The sequence below is a fragment of the Halorubrum sp. PV6 genome (assembly GCF_003990725.2).
GTDB lineage: Archaea > Halobacteriota > Halobacteria > Halobacteriales > Haloferacaceae > Halorubrum.
The window spans coordinates 383135-399979 of the sequence record NZ_CP030064.1 but is presented as its reverse complement, the minus strand read 5'-3'; the positions used below and the strand labels follow the sequence as shown (position 1 = coordinate 399979).

General features: G+C 68.0%; 18 protein-coding genes. 9 read left to right on the top strand and 9 right to left on the bottom strand.

The annotated features are described in order from the left end of the window. Positions 1-295: 295 nt before the first annotated feature. Positions 296-655, top strand: coding sequence for a PadR family transcriptional regulator (locus DOS48_RS15655; RefSeq protein WP_127116648.1), 360 nt, complete (start codon positions 296-298; stop codon positions 653-655). 78 nt (positions 656-733) lie between these two features. Here DOS48_RS15655 and DOS48_RS15650 read toward each other — a convergent pair whose 3' ends face one another. Together DOS48_RS15650 and rnhA are read right to left on the bottom strand one after the other, a co-directional pair. Further along, on the bottom strand, positions 734-1435 hold the full coding sequence (locus tag DOS48_RS15650; protein WP_127116647.1) for a hypothetical protein: 702 nt from the start codon (positions 1433-1435) through the stop codon (positions 734-736). Then, positions 1422-2018: a ribonuclease HI gene (gene rnhA / locus DOS48_RS15645; RefSeq protein ID WP_127116646.1), complete on the bottom strand. Its 597-nt coding sequence runs from the start codon at positions 2016-2018 to the stop codon at positions 1422-1424. The genes DOS48_RS15650 and rnhA overlap by 14 nt, the downstream gene beginning before the upstream one ends. A 167-nt stretch (positions 2019-2185) precedes the next feature. Here rnhA and DOS48_RS15640 point away from each other — a divergent pair, with 167 nt between their 5' ends. The 3 genes from DOS48_RS15640 to DOS48_RS15630 all read left to right on the top strand — a co-directional run bounded on the left by DOS48_RS15640 (position 2186) and on the right by DOS48_RS15630 (position 4884). Next, the gene (locus DOS48_RS15640) at positions 2186-3178 is read left to right on the top strand and encodes a transcription initiation factor IIB family protein (protein ID WP_127116645.1); all 993 of its coding nucleotides are present in this window, start codon (positions 2186-2188) and stop codon (positions 3176-3178) included. Positions 3179-3245: 67 nt separating this feature from the next. Continuing rightward, positions 3246-4568 carry a DNA repair protein NreA gene (gene nreA / locus DOS48_RS15635; RefSeq protein ID WP_127116644.1) on the top strand — a complete coding sequence of 441 codons (1323 nt, stop codon included), beginning with the start codon at positions 3246-3248 and terminating at the stop codon, positions 4566-4568. Positions 4569-4632: 64 nt separating this feature from the next. Then, complete coding sequence (locus DOS48_RS15630; RefSeq protein ID WP_127116643.1) at positions 4633-4884, top strand: preprotein translocase subunit TatA; 252 nt, start codon at positions 4633-4635, stop codon at positions 4882-4884. A gap of 25 nt (positions 4885-4909) precedes the next feature. On the opposite strand, the gene DOS48_RS15625 is transcribed toward DOS48_RS15630, so the two are convergent. Together DOS48_RS15625 and DOS48_RS15620 are read right to left on the bottom strand one after the other, a co-directional pair. Next, positions 4910-5206: a hypothetical protein gene (locus tag DOS48_RS15625; protein ID WP_127116642.1), complete on the bottom strand. Its 297-nt coding sequence runs from the start codon at positions 5204-5206 to the stop codon at positions 4910-4912. A gap of 107 nt (positions 5207-5313) precedes the next feature. Beyond that, the gene (locus DOS48_RS15620; protein WP_127116641.1) at positions 5314-6312 is read right to left on the bottom strand and encodes a radical SAM protein; all 999 of its coding nucleotides are present in this window, start codon (positions 6310-6312) and stop codon (positions 5314-5316) included. Between the two features lie 156 nt (positions 6313-6468). Here DOS48_RS15620 and DOS48_RS15615 point away from each other — a divergent pair, with 156 nt between their 5' ends. After that, complete coding sequence (locus DOS48_RS15615; RefSeq protein ID WP_127116640.1) at positions 6469-7182, top strand: DUF6517 family protein; 714 nt, start codon at positions 6469-6471, stop codon at positions 7180-7182. Positions 7183-7310: 128 nt separating this feature from the next. Then, positions 7311-8420 carry a DUF373 family protein gene (locus tag DOS48_RS15610; RefSeq protein WP_127116639.1) on the top strand — a complete coding sequence of 370 codons (1110 nt, stop codon included), beginning with the start codon at positions 7311-7313 and terminating at the stop codon, positions 8418-8420. 37 nt (positions 8421-8457) lie between these two features. On the opposite strand, the gene DOS48_RS15605 is transcribed toward DOS48_RS15610, so the two are convergent. From DOS48_RS15605 to DOS48_RS15585, 5 genes are all read right to left on the bottom strand, one after another. Next, on the bottom strand, positions 8458-9471 hold the full coding sequence (locus DOS48_RS15605; protein WP_127116638.1) for a hypothetical protein: 1014 nt from the start codon (positions 9469-9471) through the stop codon (positions 8458-8460). A 92-nt stretch (positions 9472-9563) separates the two neighbouring features. Beyond that, positions 9564-10625 (bottom strand): phosphotransacetylase family protein, encoded by a 1062-nt coding sequence (locus DOS48_RS15600; RefSeq protein ID WP_127116637.1) that lies wholly within the window; start codon positions 10623-10625, stop codon positions 9564-9566. Then, a complete protein-coding gene (locus DOS48_RS15595; protein WP_127116636.1) occupies positions 10622-12736 on the bottom strand; it encodes an acetate--CoA ligase family protein in 2115 nt (704 codons plus the stop codon). Before DOS48_RS15595 ends, DOS48_RS15600 begins: the two co-directional genes overlap by 4 nt. Before the next feature lie 251 nt (positions 12737-12987). Next, a complete protein-coding gene (locus DOS48_RS15590) occupies positions 12988-14718 on the bottom strand; it encodes a PAS domain S-box protein (RefSeq protein WP_127116635.1) in 1731 nt (576 codons plus the stop codon). 96 nt (positions 14719-14814) lie between these two features. After that, positions 14815-15204 carry a helix-turn-helix domain-containing protein gene (locus DOS48_RS15585; protein WP_127116634.1) on the bottom strand — a complete coding sequence of 130 codons (390 nt, stop codon included), beginning with the start codon at positions 15202-15204 and terminating at the stop codon, positions 14815-14817. Positions 15205-15399: 195 nt separating this feature from the next. On the opposite strand from DOS48_RS15585, the gene DOS48_RS15580 reads away from it, so the two are divergent. The 3 genes from DOS48_RS15580 to DOS48_RS15570 all read left to right on the top strand — a co-directional run bounded on the left by DOS48_RS15580 (position 15400) and on the right by DOS48_RS15570 (position 16808). Beyond that, positions 15400-16035 (top strand): helix-turn-helix domain-containing protein, encoded by a 636-nt coding sequence (locus DOS48_RS15580; RefSeq protein ID WP_127116633.1) that lies wholly within the window; start codon positions 15400-15402, stop codon positions 16033-16035. A gap of 81 nt (positions 16036-16116) precedes the next feature. Continuing rightward, positions 16117-16272, top strand: a complete 156-nt coding sequence (locus tag DOS48_RS15575; RefSeq protein ID WP_168654238.1) for a hypothetical protein — start codon at positions 16117-16119, stop codon at positions 16270-16272. Positions 16273-16343: 71 nt separating this feature from the next. Continuing rightward, a complete protein-coding gene (locus DOS48_RS15570; protein WP_127116632.1) occupies positions 16344-16808 on the top strand; it encodes a pyridoxamine 5'-phosphate oxidase family protein in 465 nt (154 codons plus the stop codon). Positions 16809-16845: the final 37 nt, after the last annotated feature.

Sequence of the window (16845 nt, the reverse complement as noted above, 5' to 3'; positions counted from 1 at the left end):
AGATTCTTCAGATAATATTTGGTGCGTCCTCGGGGAAGACCCGGCGCGGTTCCGGCAACGTTGGCTGACAGCCCGGATCAATCATTCCGGCAGATCCCGCCGATATTCCGAGGATACGTCAGAAAATCATCGAATATGTTCGTGAATCGCTAATCTCGGTCGAGATCAAAAATTCGACTCTGAGGGGCCGCAGTGCGCCCAGAGTAAGCAAATTCTATCGGTTACTGCAGATTGAATAACAACATAGTTGGGAACCTTGAGAAAGGTTATAAGTTCGGGTACCCTTCAGATTACCATGTCAGAGGCACAATCGGTCACTGACGACCCACAGACACGAACGGCGGCAGACTTGACCGCATTCCAGCAGAATATCCTTGCAATCCTCTCGGAAGAGGCCATGTACGGGCTCGCAATCAAACGGGAGCTGGAGTCGTACTACGGTTCGGAAGTCAACCACGGCCGACTCTACCCGAACCTCGACGACCTCGTCGAAGACGGGCTCGTCGAGAAGAGCGAACTCGACAAGCGAACCAACCAGTACGAGCTCACCGAGGCTGGCAGCGACGCGGTACTGGAGCAGTTAGAGTGGGTCCTCGACCGGTTCGTCACCGACGAGACGAGAGCGGACGAAGTACGCGCCCTGCTCTCCGAGTAACGACACCGTATCGGCGTCCCGTGCGACAACCGCACCATTTTGGCACACGCGCGCGGTGAAAACCGCGCTTTCGCTCACTCAGCGGCTGCTCGGTCGATCCGACGCCTCCGAGGGGGCCGGGCCGTCCACGTCGGCCGCGACCGACTCGATCACCGAAAGCGACTCCTCGAGGACGGCGAGTTGGTCGTCGCTCGGCCACCCGTTTCGGGGGAGGTACTCCGTGCGAAACTCCTCGCGCATGTCGGGCGTCGCGTCGTCGACCGCGCGCACGTAGTGGTTGCTCATGAACGCCGCGAAGCTCTCCGCGGTGTCGGCGTGGACCGCGTCGCGAGCCTCCGCGACCGCGTCCGCGACCGCCTCGTTGTACGCGGCGATCGCCTCGTAGCGGTCCGCGTCGCCGGGACCGGACAGCGACACCTCGACGGCCCGGTCGGTCGTCTCGATCCGGTCTAGTTGGACCGTCCCGTCGTCCATCCACTCGGCGGGGTACAACACGAGCGTGTCGTCCTCCTCGCGGAGCCGCGGGACGTACTCGTGGGCTTCGACGAGTTCGTCGCGGCGCTCGCGGTAGAACGCGGCGGCCGCGTCGTCGTCGGTCTGCCGGGCGAGCCGCGTCAGTCGCTCCGCCTCGTCGACGATGTCGGCGGGAACGTCTGGAACCCGCTCGTCGGTCGACTCGTCCGGGTCGTCCGGTTCCTCGGTCGTCGTCTCCGCGGCCATCACCTCTCGTGCGCGCTCTTTCGCCCACTCCGGCGGTTCGTCGTCGTTAGTTCGCGTCATCGAGTGCCTCGTTCGCTAGATCGTCGGCGCGTTCGTTTATCTCTCGCGGAACGTGGCCGAGCGACCACCGATCGAACTGCTCGAGGAGTTCGCGGACCCGGACCCGTCGCTCGCGGAGTTCCGGGTCGTTGGCGTCCCACTCGCCGCGCACCTGTTTGACGATCAGTTGGGAGTCGCCCCGGACGTCGACTTCCTCGAAACCGTACTCGTCGGCGGCCTCCAGCGTGCGTATCAGCGCGGCGTACTCGGCCTGGTTGTTGGTGGCGCGGCCGATTCGCTCGCCGCCCTCGGCGACGATCCCGTCCGCGGTGACCAGACACCACCCGACCGCTGCCGGGCCAGGGTTGCCGCGCGACGCGCCGTCGAAGTAGACGTGCGCGCGGCCGCCGCCGTCGGCCAAGAGGGCCGTCAGTCGAGTGGGGTCGCTCCCCTGCACGACGACCTTGTCGTCGTACGCGACGGCGACGGCGCCGTCTCGCTTCGCGCGCCACCGCTCGTGGGCGGTGTTCCCGTCGTCGATGCGGACGCCGGCGTCCGTCAAACGGGCCCGCGCAGTCGCCGGATCGCAGTCGATCGTCGGCATTCGGTCGGAGTCGGCGCTCGCGGGACAAAGGGCTGTCCGTCCCGTGTGGCGAGCGCGGTGACCACATCGTTCGGCTGGCGGGGTGAGGACGCGGGGACGACGGCGTGCGACACCTTCCCACGTTCACGAACTTTTAAGTTGACACATTCGATTAGCATATAAATGCGATGACACGGCCAACCCGGCAACGGGATCACGACCGGCAGCGTGTGCGCGACGAGGATGCCGACGAAACCGAGACCGACGCCGAGGGGGTCGACGCCGACGAGCTAGACCCCGAGGAGTTCGACCCGGAAGAACTCACCCGGACGGCCGACGGGGAGCTGATACACGAGGAGACCGGACTCATCGTCGAGGAGGAACAGATCGATCCCGGCCCGGAGTGGCGGGCGTTCAACCACTCGGAGCGCCAGTCGAAGTCCCGCGTCGGCGCCCCGACGACGAAGACGATGCACGACAAGGGGCTGACGACGACCATCGACTGGAAGGACAAAGACGCCTACGGCCGTTCCATCTCGTCGAAAAAGCGGTCGCAGATGCACCGGCTGCGGAAGTGGCAAGAGCGCATCCGGACGAAGGACGCCGGCGAGCGCAACCTCCAGTTCGCGCTCTCCGAAGTCGATCGGATGGCCAGCGCGCTCGGCGTCCCCCGGTCGGTACGGGAGGTCGCCTCCGTCATCTACCGACGCGCGTTGAACGAGGACCTGATCCGTGGGCGGTCGATCGAGGGCGTCTCCACCGCCGCCCTCTACGCCGCCTGCCGGAAGGAGGGGATTCCCCGGTCGCTCGAAGAGATATCCGACGTGTCGCGGGTCGAGCGCAAGGAGATCGGTCGCACGTACCGCTACATCTCACAGGAACTCGGATTAGAGATGCGGCCGGTCGACCCGAAAAAGTACGTCCCGCGCTTCTCCTCGGAGCTCGAACTGAGCGAGGAGGTCCAGTCGAAGGCCAACGAGATCATCGAGACCACGGCCGAACAGGGGCTGCTCTCCGGGAAGTCCCCGACCGGCTACGCCGCGGCGGCGATCTACGCCGCCTCGCTGCTCTGTAACGAGAAGAAGACCCAACGAGAGGTCGCCGACGTGGCGCAGGTGACGGAGGTCACCATCCGGAATCGGTATCAAGAGCAGATCGAGGCGATGGGGATCCACACGTAACCGCGAACGACCGCCGGCTCCTCGCCGCCAGCAAGTTCAAGCCGGCACGGACCCAACCCCGTTTCGAATGCGGCTCGACGAGTTCATCGAGTTCGAGGCGAACGAGCGCGCCGAGCGCCGACGTCTCGCGAACGAGAAAGACTACGCGATCCTCGATCACCTCGACTCCTTCGAGCGACGCTTCGAGGAGCACGTGTCCGACGACGCCGTCGTCGGCAGCGTCGCGCCCTCCATCTTCGTCGGCCGCACGAACTACCCGACCGTCTCGACCGGACTGCTCTCGCCGGTCGGCCGCGAGGAGCGCGCCGCGAGCTTCGAGACCTCTGCCGGCTGGTACGACGAGGGCGTCTCCATCGGTGACGTGTTCGACCGACGGACGAGCCTGCTCAACTCGACCCGCGGCGTCGACGTGGCGGACGCCGGAGCGACCGGGAACGCCACCGTCACCGGGGGCGGCCCGGCCGAGAGCGTCCACGACGCGTGGGACGGGTGGCTCGGGGTGCAGCGCGAAGTCGCGATCGCCGACCGCCCGGTCGACGTCGAGATCGGTCTCGACGGGTCGCCGGACCTCGATTTCGAGGTGGGCACGGAGGACATCAAGACGCCGACCGGCCCCCGCGCGGCGGCCCGGACCGCCGACTTGGGAGAGAACCCGCACGTCCCGCGGCCGGTAAAAAAGACGCTGGAGGACGACGACTGGCGAGCCGAGGGAGCGATGACGTACCTCTACCGGCGCGGGTTCGACGTGTACGACATCAACACGATCCTCTCTGCGGGCGCGCTCGGGCGCGGAGAAGACCGCCGACTCGTCCCCACGCGCTGGTCGATCACGGCCGTCGACGACACGGTCGGCCAGTACCTCCGCGGCTCGATCCGCGACGCCCCGACCGTCGACCGAATCGAGGTCCACCGCAACGAGTACCTCGGGAACGCCTTCTGGGTGATACTGGTGCCGGGCCGGTGGGAGTACGAGCTCGTCGAAATGAAGGCACCCGGCTCGATATGGAACCCCGACCCCCAGGCGGGCGTCTCCCTCTCGGCCGCCAGCGAGGGGCGAGAGGGGCGCACCGGCTACGTCGAGGAGACCGCGGGCGCCTACTACGCGGGTCGCCTCGGCGTGTTGGAACACCTCCACGACCGCGGCCGGCAGGCGAAGGCGCTCGTGGTGCGTCACGTCTCGGACGACTACTGGGGGCCGGTCGGCGTCTGGCAGGTCCGCGAGGCGGTCCGAAACGCCTTCGAAGGCGAGTTCGGAACCGCCGAAACCTTCGGAGAAGCGGTCCGCGGCGTCGCCGGTCACCTCCCGATATCTCTGGGTCGCCTCCGGCGGAAATCGACGCTCGCGGCGGGGTTGCAGGCGAACCTCGGCGACTTCGTCGACGCCGGGTAGCCGACGGGCGCCGCGGAGCGGTCTCGCCCCGAGCGTTTTTGCCGCACCGCCGAGTGGGTAGCGCATGGTGTCCGTGGTCCCCGCGTTCGGCGGCATCCCCGCCGGGCCCGAACTCGTGATCATCCTGCTCATCGCCGTCCTCCTCTTCGGCGTTCCCCTCGTCGTCATCGCGGGAGCGGTCCTGCTGTTTACACTGCGCTCGGACGGCGAAGGGACGGACGCCGACCGCATCGCGGAGTTGGAAGCCGAGGTCGAACGGCTCCGCGAGAAGGTGGACGACGAACCGGCGGAACGCGACGAAGAGGACGGATTATAAATGAACGATGCGCTCGGCGTGCGCCTCAGTCCTCCGCCCAGTAGTACAGTTCCTCGCGAGGCGCGTCGCAGCTCGGGCAGTTCTCGGGGAGCGCGGAGCCGATCTCGCCCATCTCGCCGCACTGCCAGCAGCGCCACATCACGTAGGCGGTGCCGAACACGTCGCGGGCGTCGGTAAGCGTCAGCGACTCCGACCCGGACGGCGACGAGACGTAGAAACCGTCGTCGTCGACCCCGCGAACCGTCCCGAGCGGGTCGCCGTTCTCGTCGTAGACGGACTGGCCGATGCTCACGTCGATGAATACGGGCTCTTCAGAGTCCATGTGCGGGGGATACGCGCCGCTAACCCATAAGAGTGGTATGTGAACTTAACACACGAAAACGAGGAGTCGCCGCCGACCGGCACGGAGGCGGGGAGAACACGTCCGAGTTACGCGACCGGCGTCCGCTCGACGACGGTGCCGTTCACCGTCGGGTACTGCTCGACGATTTCGCCGTCAGTCAGGTCGCCGTCCTCGACCATCTCTTCGAGGAGCCACCACGCCACCTCGACGTGGTTCGATTTGACGGCGTAGAACTCGTCGGGGACGCCGAGCGCCTCGAAGCGCTCGGGGTCGGCGAAGGCCTTCCCGTAGACTAAGGTTCCGTCGTCCGTCACCTCGTCGAACTCGCGTCGGATGTTCTTGGCCATCCGCTTGAGCCGGTTCCGGTGTTGGGCGGCGTCCTTGAACACGGAGGTACAGAAGTACACCTTCTCGTGGCTCGCCATCTCGGAGACGATGGCGTCGTCTTTCGACCCCTCGACGGCCGACATGTGGCCCTCTTGGAGTTCGAACCCCTCCTCTTGCATCCGGCGGTAGTTCCCGTCGGACATCTCGAACTCGTTGATGTTACAGAACTCCGCGGCGCCCTCGTCTAAGAACTCGAGGAACTCCGGTTCGGCGCGGATGCCGGGGATCTCGAAGGCGGGCGTGAGCCCCTCTTCGCGGGCGATGTGGAGGATCTCCTCCCACTCGGTGCCGTGCATATCGCCCCACATCTCCAGTGGCGGGTGGAACCGGATCTCGTCGAGGCCGGCCTCAGAGAGGCGGCGCATGTTCTCGCGCCCGCCCGTGATCCCGGTGTAGAGGTGGGTGTGGTGGTCCTCGCCGAACTCGTCTTTCAGCAGTTCGAGGTAGCGACACGTCTTCGCCATCGCCTCCTGCGGTTCGCCGCCGGTGATGGAGGTGCCGAGCGCGCTCATGCGCTTTGCCTCCGCGATCACGTCCTCGTCGGACTCGACTTTCCGCTCGTTCGCGTACACGTCGGTGACGTTCTTCCGGTTCTCTCCGAGGGGGCAGTAGAAGCAATCTCGCTGATCGCAGTAGCCGTAGACGAAAAGCACCATCTTGCCGCCTTTAGCGCACTGTTCACAGCCCTTGGAGATCATCTACCTCCCTATATCGGCCGCGGCCTCAAAAAGCGTCCGAAGCGGATCCGCCCGTGAGACGGGTAGCCACGGCGCGTGACGCCCCGGAGTTCGAGCCGGCCGCGGACCGCGGCCCGAACACAAAGTATGTACCGCGGCCGCTCGGACCGGACGGCCATGACGACCGAACAGTCTGACGAATCCGCGGCCGAGAACCGTTCCGGACAACGCGCGACGACCCGCCGGCAGGCGCTCGCGGCGGTCGGTGCGGTCGGGGCGAGCAGCCTCGCCGGCTGTACCGCGCTCGACGTCGCCACGGGCGACGAGCCCGCCGAGTTCAGCGCGGGAACGGCGACCGTCGCCGACGCGACCCTCTCCGAGACGGCGTACGAGCTCAACGAGGTCACGGACCAGACCGTCAGCCGGGAGTTCGAGGTGGCCGGCTCGACGCGCACGGTCGAGGTGACGAACACCGTCGCGGAGTACGACAAGGCCGTCGAACTGTTCGACGAGCGCTATCAGGCAGCCGTCTTCGCCGCGGTGGCGACGCCGCAGGTCGAGGTGCTCGGCGAGGCGTTCAACCCGATCGCCGACTTCGACGCCGACGAGCGCGCCGAGCTGATCGCCGACCGCTACGAGAACGTCAGCGACCTCGAACGCGGGTCCGAGTACTCCACGGAGGTGCTCGGCGCCGACGCCGAGGTCGTCGTGTACACGGCCGACGCGGAGATCGAAGGGACCGGCGTGGCCGTCGAACTCGAGTTCCACGTCGGGGAGACGGTCGAAGCCGGCAGCGACTTCGTCCTCCCGCTGGCCGCGTACCCGGCGGTGTTCGGCGACGGGGAGAACGTCCGCGCCATGATGAACGGGATCGAACACGAGCAGGCGTGACGCCGGCCGGATTGCCGGCGATGAGATTCCGTCGACGCGACCGCGACGCCAGCGCCGGCGCGGTCGACGAGTTCCGGGGCAGACACCGAGCCGAAAACATATGCCGACCCCTCGCGTAGCCTCGGACGATGCTGCTCGTCCTCTGTGTCGACCTCGATGACGACCTCGGTCGGAAGACGGGGATCCCCACCCCCGTCATCGGCGCCGACGACGTCACCGAGGCCGCGGTCGCGCTCGCGACGGCCGACCCGGAGGACTCGGACGTGAACGTCTTATTTCAGGGCGTCAACGTCCACGACGAGCTGGCCGCGAGCGGCGAGGCCGTCGAGGTCGCGGCGGTGACCGGGGTCGACGGCTCCGACGTGAAGGCGAACCGCGCGGTGGGACAGGAGGTCGACCGGGTGCTCGCGGAACTATCGACCGGCGAGGAGGTCTCCGCGGTCGTGATCACGGACGGCGCACAAGACGAGTCGGTCCTCCCGGTGATCCGCTCGCGGATGCCCATCGACGGGATGCGCCGGGTGGTCGTCCGGCAGGCGCAGGACCTCGAATCGCTCTACTACACCATCAAGCAGGTTCTCGGGGACCCGGAGACGCGGGGGACGATCCTCGTGCCGCTCGGCGTCCTCCTCCTCATCTACCCGCTGGTCGTCGTCGCGAACCTGTTCGACGTTGCGGGCGCCGCCGTCCTCGGCGTGCTCTCCGGTATCGTCGGCCTCTACTCGCTGTTCCGCGGCCTCGGCCTCGAAGACACGGTCGACGGCGCGGCCGCGTCCGTTCGCAACGTGCTCTACACCGGCCGGGTGACGCTCGTCACCTACGTCGTCGCGCTGGCGCTGGTCGTCGTCGGCGGGGTTCAAGGGGTCGAGACGGTCGAGTCGGTCAGGGCCGTCCAGGCGGGCGCCGTCACCGCCGGCGTCGCCTTCGCGGCGTTCGTCCACGGGTTCGTACAGTGGATCGCGGTCGCCGGCGTCACCTCCAGCCTCGGACAGATCACCGACGAGTACCTCGCCGGGCGATTCCAGTGGCGGTACCTCAACGCGCCCTTTTACGTGCTCTCGATCGCGGTCGTGTTGTACGCGGTCTCCGGGTTCTTCCTCCCGGCGGCGCCGGGCGTCACGTCGCTCGGGCTCTCCGACCTCGCGATGGCGCTTGCGGCCGGGACGCTCACGGCGGTGTTGAGCACGCTCGTGTTCGCGGTTGCGGAGTCACAGCTTCCGGCGGCGGACCCGAACTAATCGGCGAAAAAGGAGGCGGCTCAGCGTCGGGAGCGACTCACCGCGGCGTCCACTCGTCGCACGCGTCCATGTCGTCCATCAGTTCGTCGTGGTGACCGCAGTACGGCTGCATCCCCTGTTCCGTGCGCACGTAGTCGAACTGCGCGCAGTTCCCGCAGTACGTGTCGCCGGGGCCGTCGCGCGCGGCGGCCGAGACGCCGGGGGTGACCGGGCCGCCCGGTCCGGCGGGAGCGTCGGACCCGGCCGACCCAGCCGACCCGTCGGCGGCGTCGAGCGGGGACCGGATGTCGGTCGTCGTCGAGCCGCCGTCGCTCACGCCGGCCGGGGTCGGTCCCGTCGCCCCCGCGCCGTCGCTCGACTGCGACCCCGAAGGAGCCGACCCGTTCGACGAACTGGACGACGGCGCCGCGCGAGACGGCGTCGACGCCGCCGAGTCATCGGTTCCCTGTCGGTTCGTCTGGGTCTCGACGTTGCCGTCGGGCGTGCCGCCGAGGAGGCCGACGCCGCCGGCTCGGTTGAGTTCGGCGCGGTCGACTTCGATCACCTTCGTCTCGCCTTTGTGCGTCACCTGCATCGTGACGGTGCCGCCGGGGTTGTTCCGGGTCTTGAAGTTGGCGACGCCGACGAACACGCTCCACAGCGTCGTCGCCGCGCCGACGAAGTACAGGCCCGCGGTCGGCAGCGTCAGGTCCCTCAGATCCGGTCGCGGCCCGCCGACCCACTGCGTGGGGTACGCGTGCGCGAACAGGGCGACGCCGAGACACATCACGGCCGCCCCGACGACGGCGGCGACGCGGGTGTTACGGTCCGCCGGCAGGACGGTCATTACGCCGAGCAACACGAGAGGGACGCCCACGCCGCCGAGCACGCCGCCGAGTTGTCGCGCCTCGCCGGAGGTGTAGCCGCTCGGGAGAACGACCTCCGCGGCCACGACGATTCCGGCGACAAGCAGGAGTGTGCCGGCGACGAACGACCCCACGCCCAAGTACAATCGACGCGGGTCGACCTCGGAGCGCCCCCGCCCACCGTACGCCTCCGAGAGACTGGTCATATGCGGCCTACGTCGTCCTCCCTGAAAACAGTATGTCAGACGTTCGCCCGCGGCGGGGGACGGAAGGCGGGTCGGCGGGGTGGGCGCGTCGCTCAGACCAGCGCGTCGACGTCGACGTTGGCTTCGAGGAGTTCGCCCATCACGTCCACGGTGCGCGCGTCGCGGGTTCGCCCGCCGCGGACGACGCCCTCGGCGCGGTCGATGGTCGTGACCGTGTCGGTGTTGACCGCGAGAACCGGCGTCCCGGCGTCGGCCGCCTTTCCGAGGACGGCGCCGGAGGGGCGATGCCCGCCGGTGAGGACGAGACAGGCGACGCCGGACGCCTCAAGCGCCGCGGTCTGGACGTCGGCGCGGTCGCCGCCGGTGATGACGGCCGCGTCGCGGGCGCGCCGGAAGTAGCGCAGCGCCTCGTCGCCGCCCATCGCCCCGACGAGGAAGCGCTCGACGAAGCCGTCGGTCGGGGCGTCGGTGAGCAGTTCGGCGCCGAGCTCGTCGGCGAGTTCCCCGACGGTGACGCCGGCCAGCTCTTTTTCGGACGGGATGGCGCCGAAGACGGTGATTCCCCGCGACTCGAGGAACGGGATCCCGTCCTGATCGAGCGACTCGAACGCGTCGTCGGAGACCTTGTTGAACACGACGCCGGCGAACCGGTCGCCGAAGGCGTCTGCGGCCGCCATCACCTCGTCGAGGTCGTTCGGCGACTCGTACCCGGCGACGAGGACGACCCGCGCGTCGAGCAGTTCGGCCACGTCGACGTCGGTGAGGTCGACGACGCCGCCGGTGGTCCAGCGACCGCCGCCCTCGACGAACATCTGGTCGTGGTCGGCGGCGAGGTCGTCGAACTCCTCGCGGACGCGGGCGTGGAGCGCGTCGACGTCTTGGGTGCCGCGGATCGCCCCCTCGACGAAGGTCGGCGAGTACACGACCGGCTCCATCTGGTGCATCTCGGCGTCTAAGCCGAGCACCTCGCGGGCGAGCATCGGGTCCTGGTCGAGCGTCTTCCCGACGTTCGACTGGAGCCGCGTCCCCTTCGGCTTCATGTAACCGACGCTGCGGTCGCGTTCGGCGGCGAGCCGCGCGAGGGCGACGGTGATCGCGGTCTTTCCGGCGCTGTCTCCGGTCGCGGTGACGAGTGTCGTGGGTGTGTCTGTCATGAGTCGAGTTCCTCCGGGTCAACAGTAAGTCTCACGTCGACGGCGGCGGCGTTCGTGTCGCCGTCGGCGTCGGGCAGTGCGACGAGGGGGTTGATGTCGAGTTCGAGGATGGCCGGGAAGTCGGTGACTAACTGCGAGAGGCGGCCGATCGTCTCGACGACGGCGTCGACGTCGACCGGGTCGCGGCCGCGGGCGCCGCGCAGCAGGGGCGCAGACTGGATCTCTTCGGTCATCTCGCGAGCCTCGGGTTCCGAGACGGGCGCGACGCGGAAAGTAGTATCTTCCATCACCTCCACGAAGATGCCGCCGAGCCCGAACATCAGCAGCGGGCCGAACTGCGGGTCGCGGTTCATGCCGACGATCGTCTCGACGCCGTCGTCGAGGTCGACCATCTCCTGTACCTGCACGCCGAGCACGGTCGCGTCGGGCTGGTAGTTGCGGGCCCTTGTGATCAGGTCCTCGTAGGTGTCCGCCACGTCGTCGTCGCCGACGCCGACGGCGACGCCGCCGATGTCGGACTTGTGGAGGATATCCGGCGAGACGATCTTCATCACCACGTCGCCGTCGATGTCGGCGGCGACCTCGGCGGCGCGTTCGGGCGTGTCGACGATCTCGCCGGCCGGCGTTGAGATCCCGTACGCGTCGAGCAGTTCCATCGCCTCGACGCCGAGGCGGTTGTCGTCGCGGTCGCGCACCGTCTCGAGTATCTCGCGGGCGCGCTCCCGGTCGACGTCGAACGACATCGGCTCGGCGTACTCGCGCTCCTTGATGTCGCGGTACCGCGCGAGCGTCGCGAGGCTCTCGATGCCGCGGGCGGGGTCGAAGTAACAGGGGATCCCCCGCGCCTGCAGCTGCTGTTTCGGCTCGCGGGTCCGGTCGCCGCCCATCAGACAGGCCGCGACGGGCGCGTCCATCTCCTCGCTGACCGCCTCGATGGCGTCCGCGAGGTCGGCGAAGTCGATCGTCGCCGTCGGCGCGGCCAGCACGAGGGCGGCCCCGACGTTGTCGTCGGCGACGGTGATCTCGAGCGCCTCGCGGAACCGCTCCACGTCGGCGTCGCCGATCACGTCGACCGGGTTGTGGATGTTCGCCTCGTCGGGCATCGACTCGCGGAGCGCGTCGCTCGTCTCGCTGGTGAACGACGCCATGTCGAGCGACGCGTCCCCGACCGCGTCGGTCGCCATCACGCCGGGACCGCCGGCGTTGGTGACGATAGCGACGCTGTCCGTGTCGGGGAGCGGCTGGCTCCCGAGGATGCCCGCGGAGTCGAACAGCTCGTCGACCGACTCGGCGCGGATGACGCCGGCCTGATCGAGGCCGGCCTCGTACGCCTTGTCGGAGCCGGCGAGGGTGCCGGTGTGCGAGGAGGCGGCCTGCGCCCCGGCGCTGGTCCGACCGGACTTCACGGCGACGATCGGCGTGTCTTGGGTCGTCTCGCGGGCGGTCTCGATGAACTCGCGGCCGTCCTCGATCCCCTCCAGGTAGCCGATTATCACGTCGGTCTCCTCGTCCGACCCCCAGTGGTCGACGAAGTCGGTCTCGTCTAAGACCGCCTTGTTCCCGAGCGAGACGACGTCTTTGAAGCCGATTCCGTTGTCGTTGGCCCAGTCGAGGACCGCGGTGACGAACGCGCCCGACTGGCTCATAAAGGAGAGCCCGCCGGGGAGCGCGTTCTCCGGGCCGAACGTCGCGTTCATCCCCGAGGGCGTCGACATGATGCCGAGGCTGTTGGGGCCGACGACGTTCAGGTCGTACTCGTCGGCTAGCTCCGCGAGGCGTCGTTCCCTCGCGGCCCCGTCCTCTCCCGTCTCGCCGAACCCGGCGGTGATGACGACGACGTTCTCGACGCCCGCCTCGCCGCACGCCTCGATCGCGTCTAACACGATCGACGGCGGCACGACGACCACGGCGACGTCGGCGGCCGCCTCGGCCACCTCGTCGACGCAGGGCGTCCCCAGCACCTCGTCGTAGTTCGGGTTGACGGGAACCGTTTCGCCGTCGAAGTCGTCGAGTAAATTCGACGTGACGGCGCGTCCGACGGCTCCCTCTCGGGCGGTCGCGCCGACGACGGCGACCCGCTCCGGGTCGAACATCTCATTGAGCGTTCCCATCGGTACGTGAGTATTCACACCGACGGCTTAAGATCCGCGGGACCGTTCTCATACCCTGAACACTAATGAACGATCGTTCGCGTTGCCACGGATTGACTTGCCGATCAGGAAGATGGTCGGGGGGATCTGGGCTCGAAGTTGCGGAGTAACTACCGGAGGAATGTAGGGAGGCGTGGCGCCGAGTTCGCCGGCGATCGCCGTCGCCGGTTCGCCCGTGGACGCCGGCGGGGGGTCACAGACGAGCGACGCCGTCAGTCGCGTTCGTCCGTCGGCTCGGGGTCCGAGAGCGAGGACCCGTCGGTCCGGATCCGGGTGTTCGGCTCCCCGACGGTGACGGTCCGGGGGCGGTTCGAGGCGCTCGCGTGCCGCTGGTGCTCCTCGGTCCCGTCGGCGTTCGCGCTCGGGACGGAGAGCGTCACGACGTTCCCGTCGGCGTGCGTGTCGAAGGTGAGGTCACCCCCAGAGCGGTTCGCGACCCAGTAGACGAGCCACAGGCCCATGCCGCCGGTGTGCCGGAGGTCGTCCATCTCCCAGCGGTCGGTGATGACGTACCGCTCTTCGACCGGAATGGGCGGACAGTTGTCACGGATCGACACCTCGATCGCGTCGGTCGTCGCGGACACCTCGATCCGGATCTGCGGCGTCGACTCCGCGTGTTCGAGGGCGTTCTCGACGAGTTCCGCGATGGCGTAGTCGAGTTCCGGGTGCGTGAACGCTCGCGCGTTCGGCGGATACGACACCGACACCTGTGGCCGCGACGAGTCGCCGTTCGCCGTCGCGTCGGCGGCCGTCCCGTCACCCGCGATCCAACTCTCGTAGCGCGACGCGTCGCGCTCGTCGGGCGACGTCGCCTCGTCGGCGTCGGGCTCGCGGTAGGAGATGCGGATCGGCCTCGCGCAGTCGTCGACGACCATCCCGAGCGCGTCCTCGACCACGGGGGCGATCTCGACGGCGCGAGGCGACCCGCGCTGCCGCAACAGATCGATCACGCCGCGCTGCTTCTCGGCGGTCGTCAGCAGGTCGGAGGCGACGCGGCGGATCGTCTCGGCGTGGTCGCGGAGGTCGCCGCCGAGTTCGGCGAGCGCAGTCGGGTCAAGCGCCTCCGAGTCGAACGCTTCGTCGTCGGACGTCTCCGGGTCGAGCGCCTCCGCGTCGGCGACGCGGTTCGCGATCTGCTCGGCGGTGCCGTCGACGATGTTCATGTCGTTGCGGATCGTGTGCCGGAGGAGGTTGTCCATCACCGCGAGTTGTCGCTCGCGGCGGTACTCGTCGGTGACGTCGCGAGCGAACCCCGTGACCGCCGTGACCTCGCCGTTCTCGACCACCGGTTCGCCGGAGACGCGGACCCACTTCGTCACCCCGTCGGCGGAGCCGAGCCGGTAGTCGATCTGCGCCCCTTCGCCGTCCGAGAGCCGCTCCATCGCCCGCTCGACGTACGGGAGGTCGTCGGGGTGAACGGCGTCGAGGAACAGGCTCGGCTGCTCTTTGAGTTCGTCCGGGTCGATACCGAAGACGTCGGCGACGGCGTCGTTGATAAACAGGAGCGTCTCCCAGTCGTCGGAGAACATCCAGAACACGTCGGACGAGGCCGACGCGATGGTCTCCAGCCGACGCTGCGACTCGACCTCGGCCGTGATGTCTCGCGAGATCAAGACGTAGCCGTCGACACCCGTCTCGTCGGGGAGGTGTACCCGCGTCCGGAGCCACACCCAGTCGCCGCTGGCGGTCCGATACCGATACTCCATCGGATCGTCCGGCGGTCGTCCTCCGGCGATGATCCGGGTGAACTCCGCTCGCAACTGCTCCGCGTCGTCCGGGTGGACGAGGGCGAAGGCGTCGGTGCCGACGAGCTCGTCCGGACGGAATCCCAACGTGTCCGTGATGGTCGCGTTGAGGTGCCGGAACATCCCGTCTCCGTCGAGGACTGCGACCTTGTTATCGACAAGATCGAGGAGGGTATCGGGGTCCGGCGACTCGGCCATGTGCTATCGGTTCCCGGTCCGGGTAATAAGCCTGATCGCCTGATTATCACGCGAGAAATCTTGCGGGGGAAGCCGAAGGGATCGTGAGACGGGCGGTTAGTCGGCCGAGACGCCGGCCGTGTCGAACGCGGCCGACAGCGGGTCGGTCGCCGACCCGTCGACGGTGAGCGTGACGCCGGCGTCGCCGAGTTCGACGGTGGCGTCGGTTGCGCCGCGCGTGTATTCGGCCGCGTGGTCGCCGTCGGGGTCGAACCTGACGCCTTCGACCAGCAGGGGCGTCTCGCTCAGCTGTTCGACTTTGCGGTAGGCGGTCGAGAGCGCGAGATCGCACGCGTCGGCCAGTTCGCTCGTCGTCATGGCGGTGTCGGCGGCGCTGAGGATCGCCCGACAGTCGGGGTCGGCAAGCGCGTCGAACGTGTTGTCGAGCGTCTCGTCGCCATCCGTCACGGTCGTGGGGCCGGTCGATTGCGGCGCCTTTCGCTTCATGGATGTAGGTATGGGCGCGGGCCCCCCAAACGTCGGCCCTGTATATGTGGGGTGTTTTATAAGGAACCGCTCGGTGACCCGACGCGCGACCGGGAGGAGAACGACGGTCCGGTGTCGGCGAGAGAACGACGAGTCCGGTGCCGGCGAGCGCGCGGCGTCAACGTTTTGCCCGGCGGCGGCAACCAACGCACGCAGATGGGACCAGGGATCAGAGCGGAGGTGTCGCTCTCGGCGGCAGCGCCGTCTCCGTTCGACGGGGTGATCGACGGGACGACGCCGATATACAGCGTCGCGCGGTGCGCGTCGAACGGCGACTCGGAGACGGTCGTCCTCGAGTTCATCGCCGACGCGGACCTCCCGGCCCTCGACGAGGTCGAGGTCGTGTTCGACTACGGCGCCAAGGCCGCGTATCGGTTCGAGGCGCCGTGCGTCGAGGAGTCGCCGTTCGCGATACTCGACCGACACGGCGTCCCCGTCTCGGAGACCACGATCCGAGACGGACGCCTCCTCGTCACCTTCCACGCGACCGACCTGCCGACGCTCCGCTCCGTCCTCGACGAGTTCCGAGAGTGTTGTGCCGACATGCAGGTGTTGCGGCTGCTCCAGTCGTCGTCGACGCCCGAGGAGTCGGACCTGGTCACCGTCGACCGGAGCGAGCTGACCGAGCGCCAGCGCGAGGTGCTGACCGCGGCCCACGACGCCGGCTACTTCGACCATCCGAAAGGCGCCAACGCCGGCGAAGTCGCCGCGTCCCTCGACATCGACCGCTCGACGTTCTCGGAACACATCGCGGCGGCCCAACGGAAGCTTCTCTCGACGATACTCGACTGACCCGCCGGGCCGGCCGACCGGATTCCTGTAGGTTCGGAATGCGAAGCACCTTTCATGTGGTGTAGTGTCGTACTTGCAGTCATGACGAGCCCACAGACACACACCTTCGTCTGCCCGGAGTGTCGCCGGTCGATCGAGGTGGACGACGCGATGCGGACGACACTGCTCGAGGCGGGCTGTGTCGTCTGCGGCGCCCCCATCAGCGAGGCGCACATCGCCGCCTCGCCGACCGCGTAACGAGCGGTTCGCGAACCGCTGCCGCGTCCGGTCTCGTGCCCTTTATACCCGCGTACGCAGTGAAATGGGGTATGGCGACGAGAAGCGAGGTCGAGATGTCGGACGCCGCGGTCGACGCACTCCTGTCTCGACACGAGACAGGGGTGTTGTCTCTCGCGCAGGATGAGACCCCGTACGCGATTCCGATCTCGTACGGATTCGACGAGGAGTCCCGGAACGCCTTCCTCCGACTCGTTTCGACCCCCGACAGCGAGAAGCGAGCGTTCCTCGCGTCGGACCCGCAGGCCCGGATCGTGGTGTACGAGGAGGGGACCGACAGCGACGACGAGGAGTACGCCAGCGTCGTCGGCGTCGGCACCCTGTATCAGGTCGATCTCGACGATCTCACGCCCGAGACGATCGCGCAGTACGGCGAGACGCGCCGCCCGTTGTTCGAGATCTGGGCCGACGGGAAGTCCGAACTCGACATCGAACTGTATCGGTTCGAACCCGACCGGCTCACGGGCCGGACGGTCACCGTCGACCGCGACGACTGAGAAGCGGTCGATTTGCTCTCGGGATTTATAAGGAGTC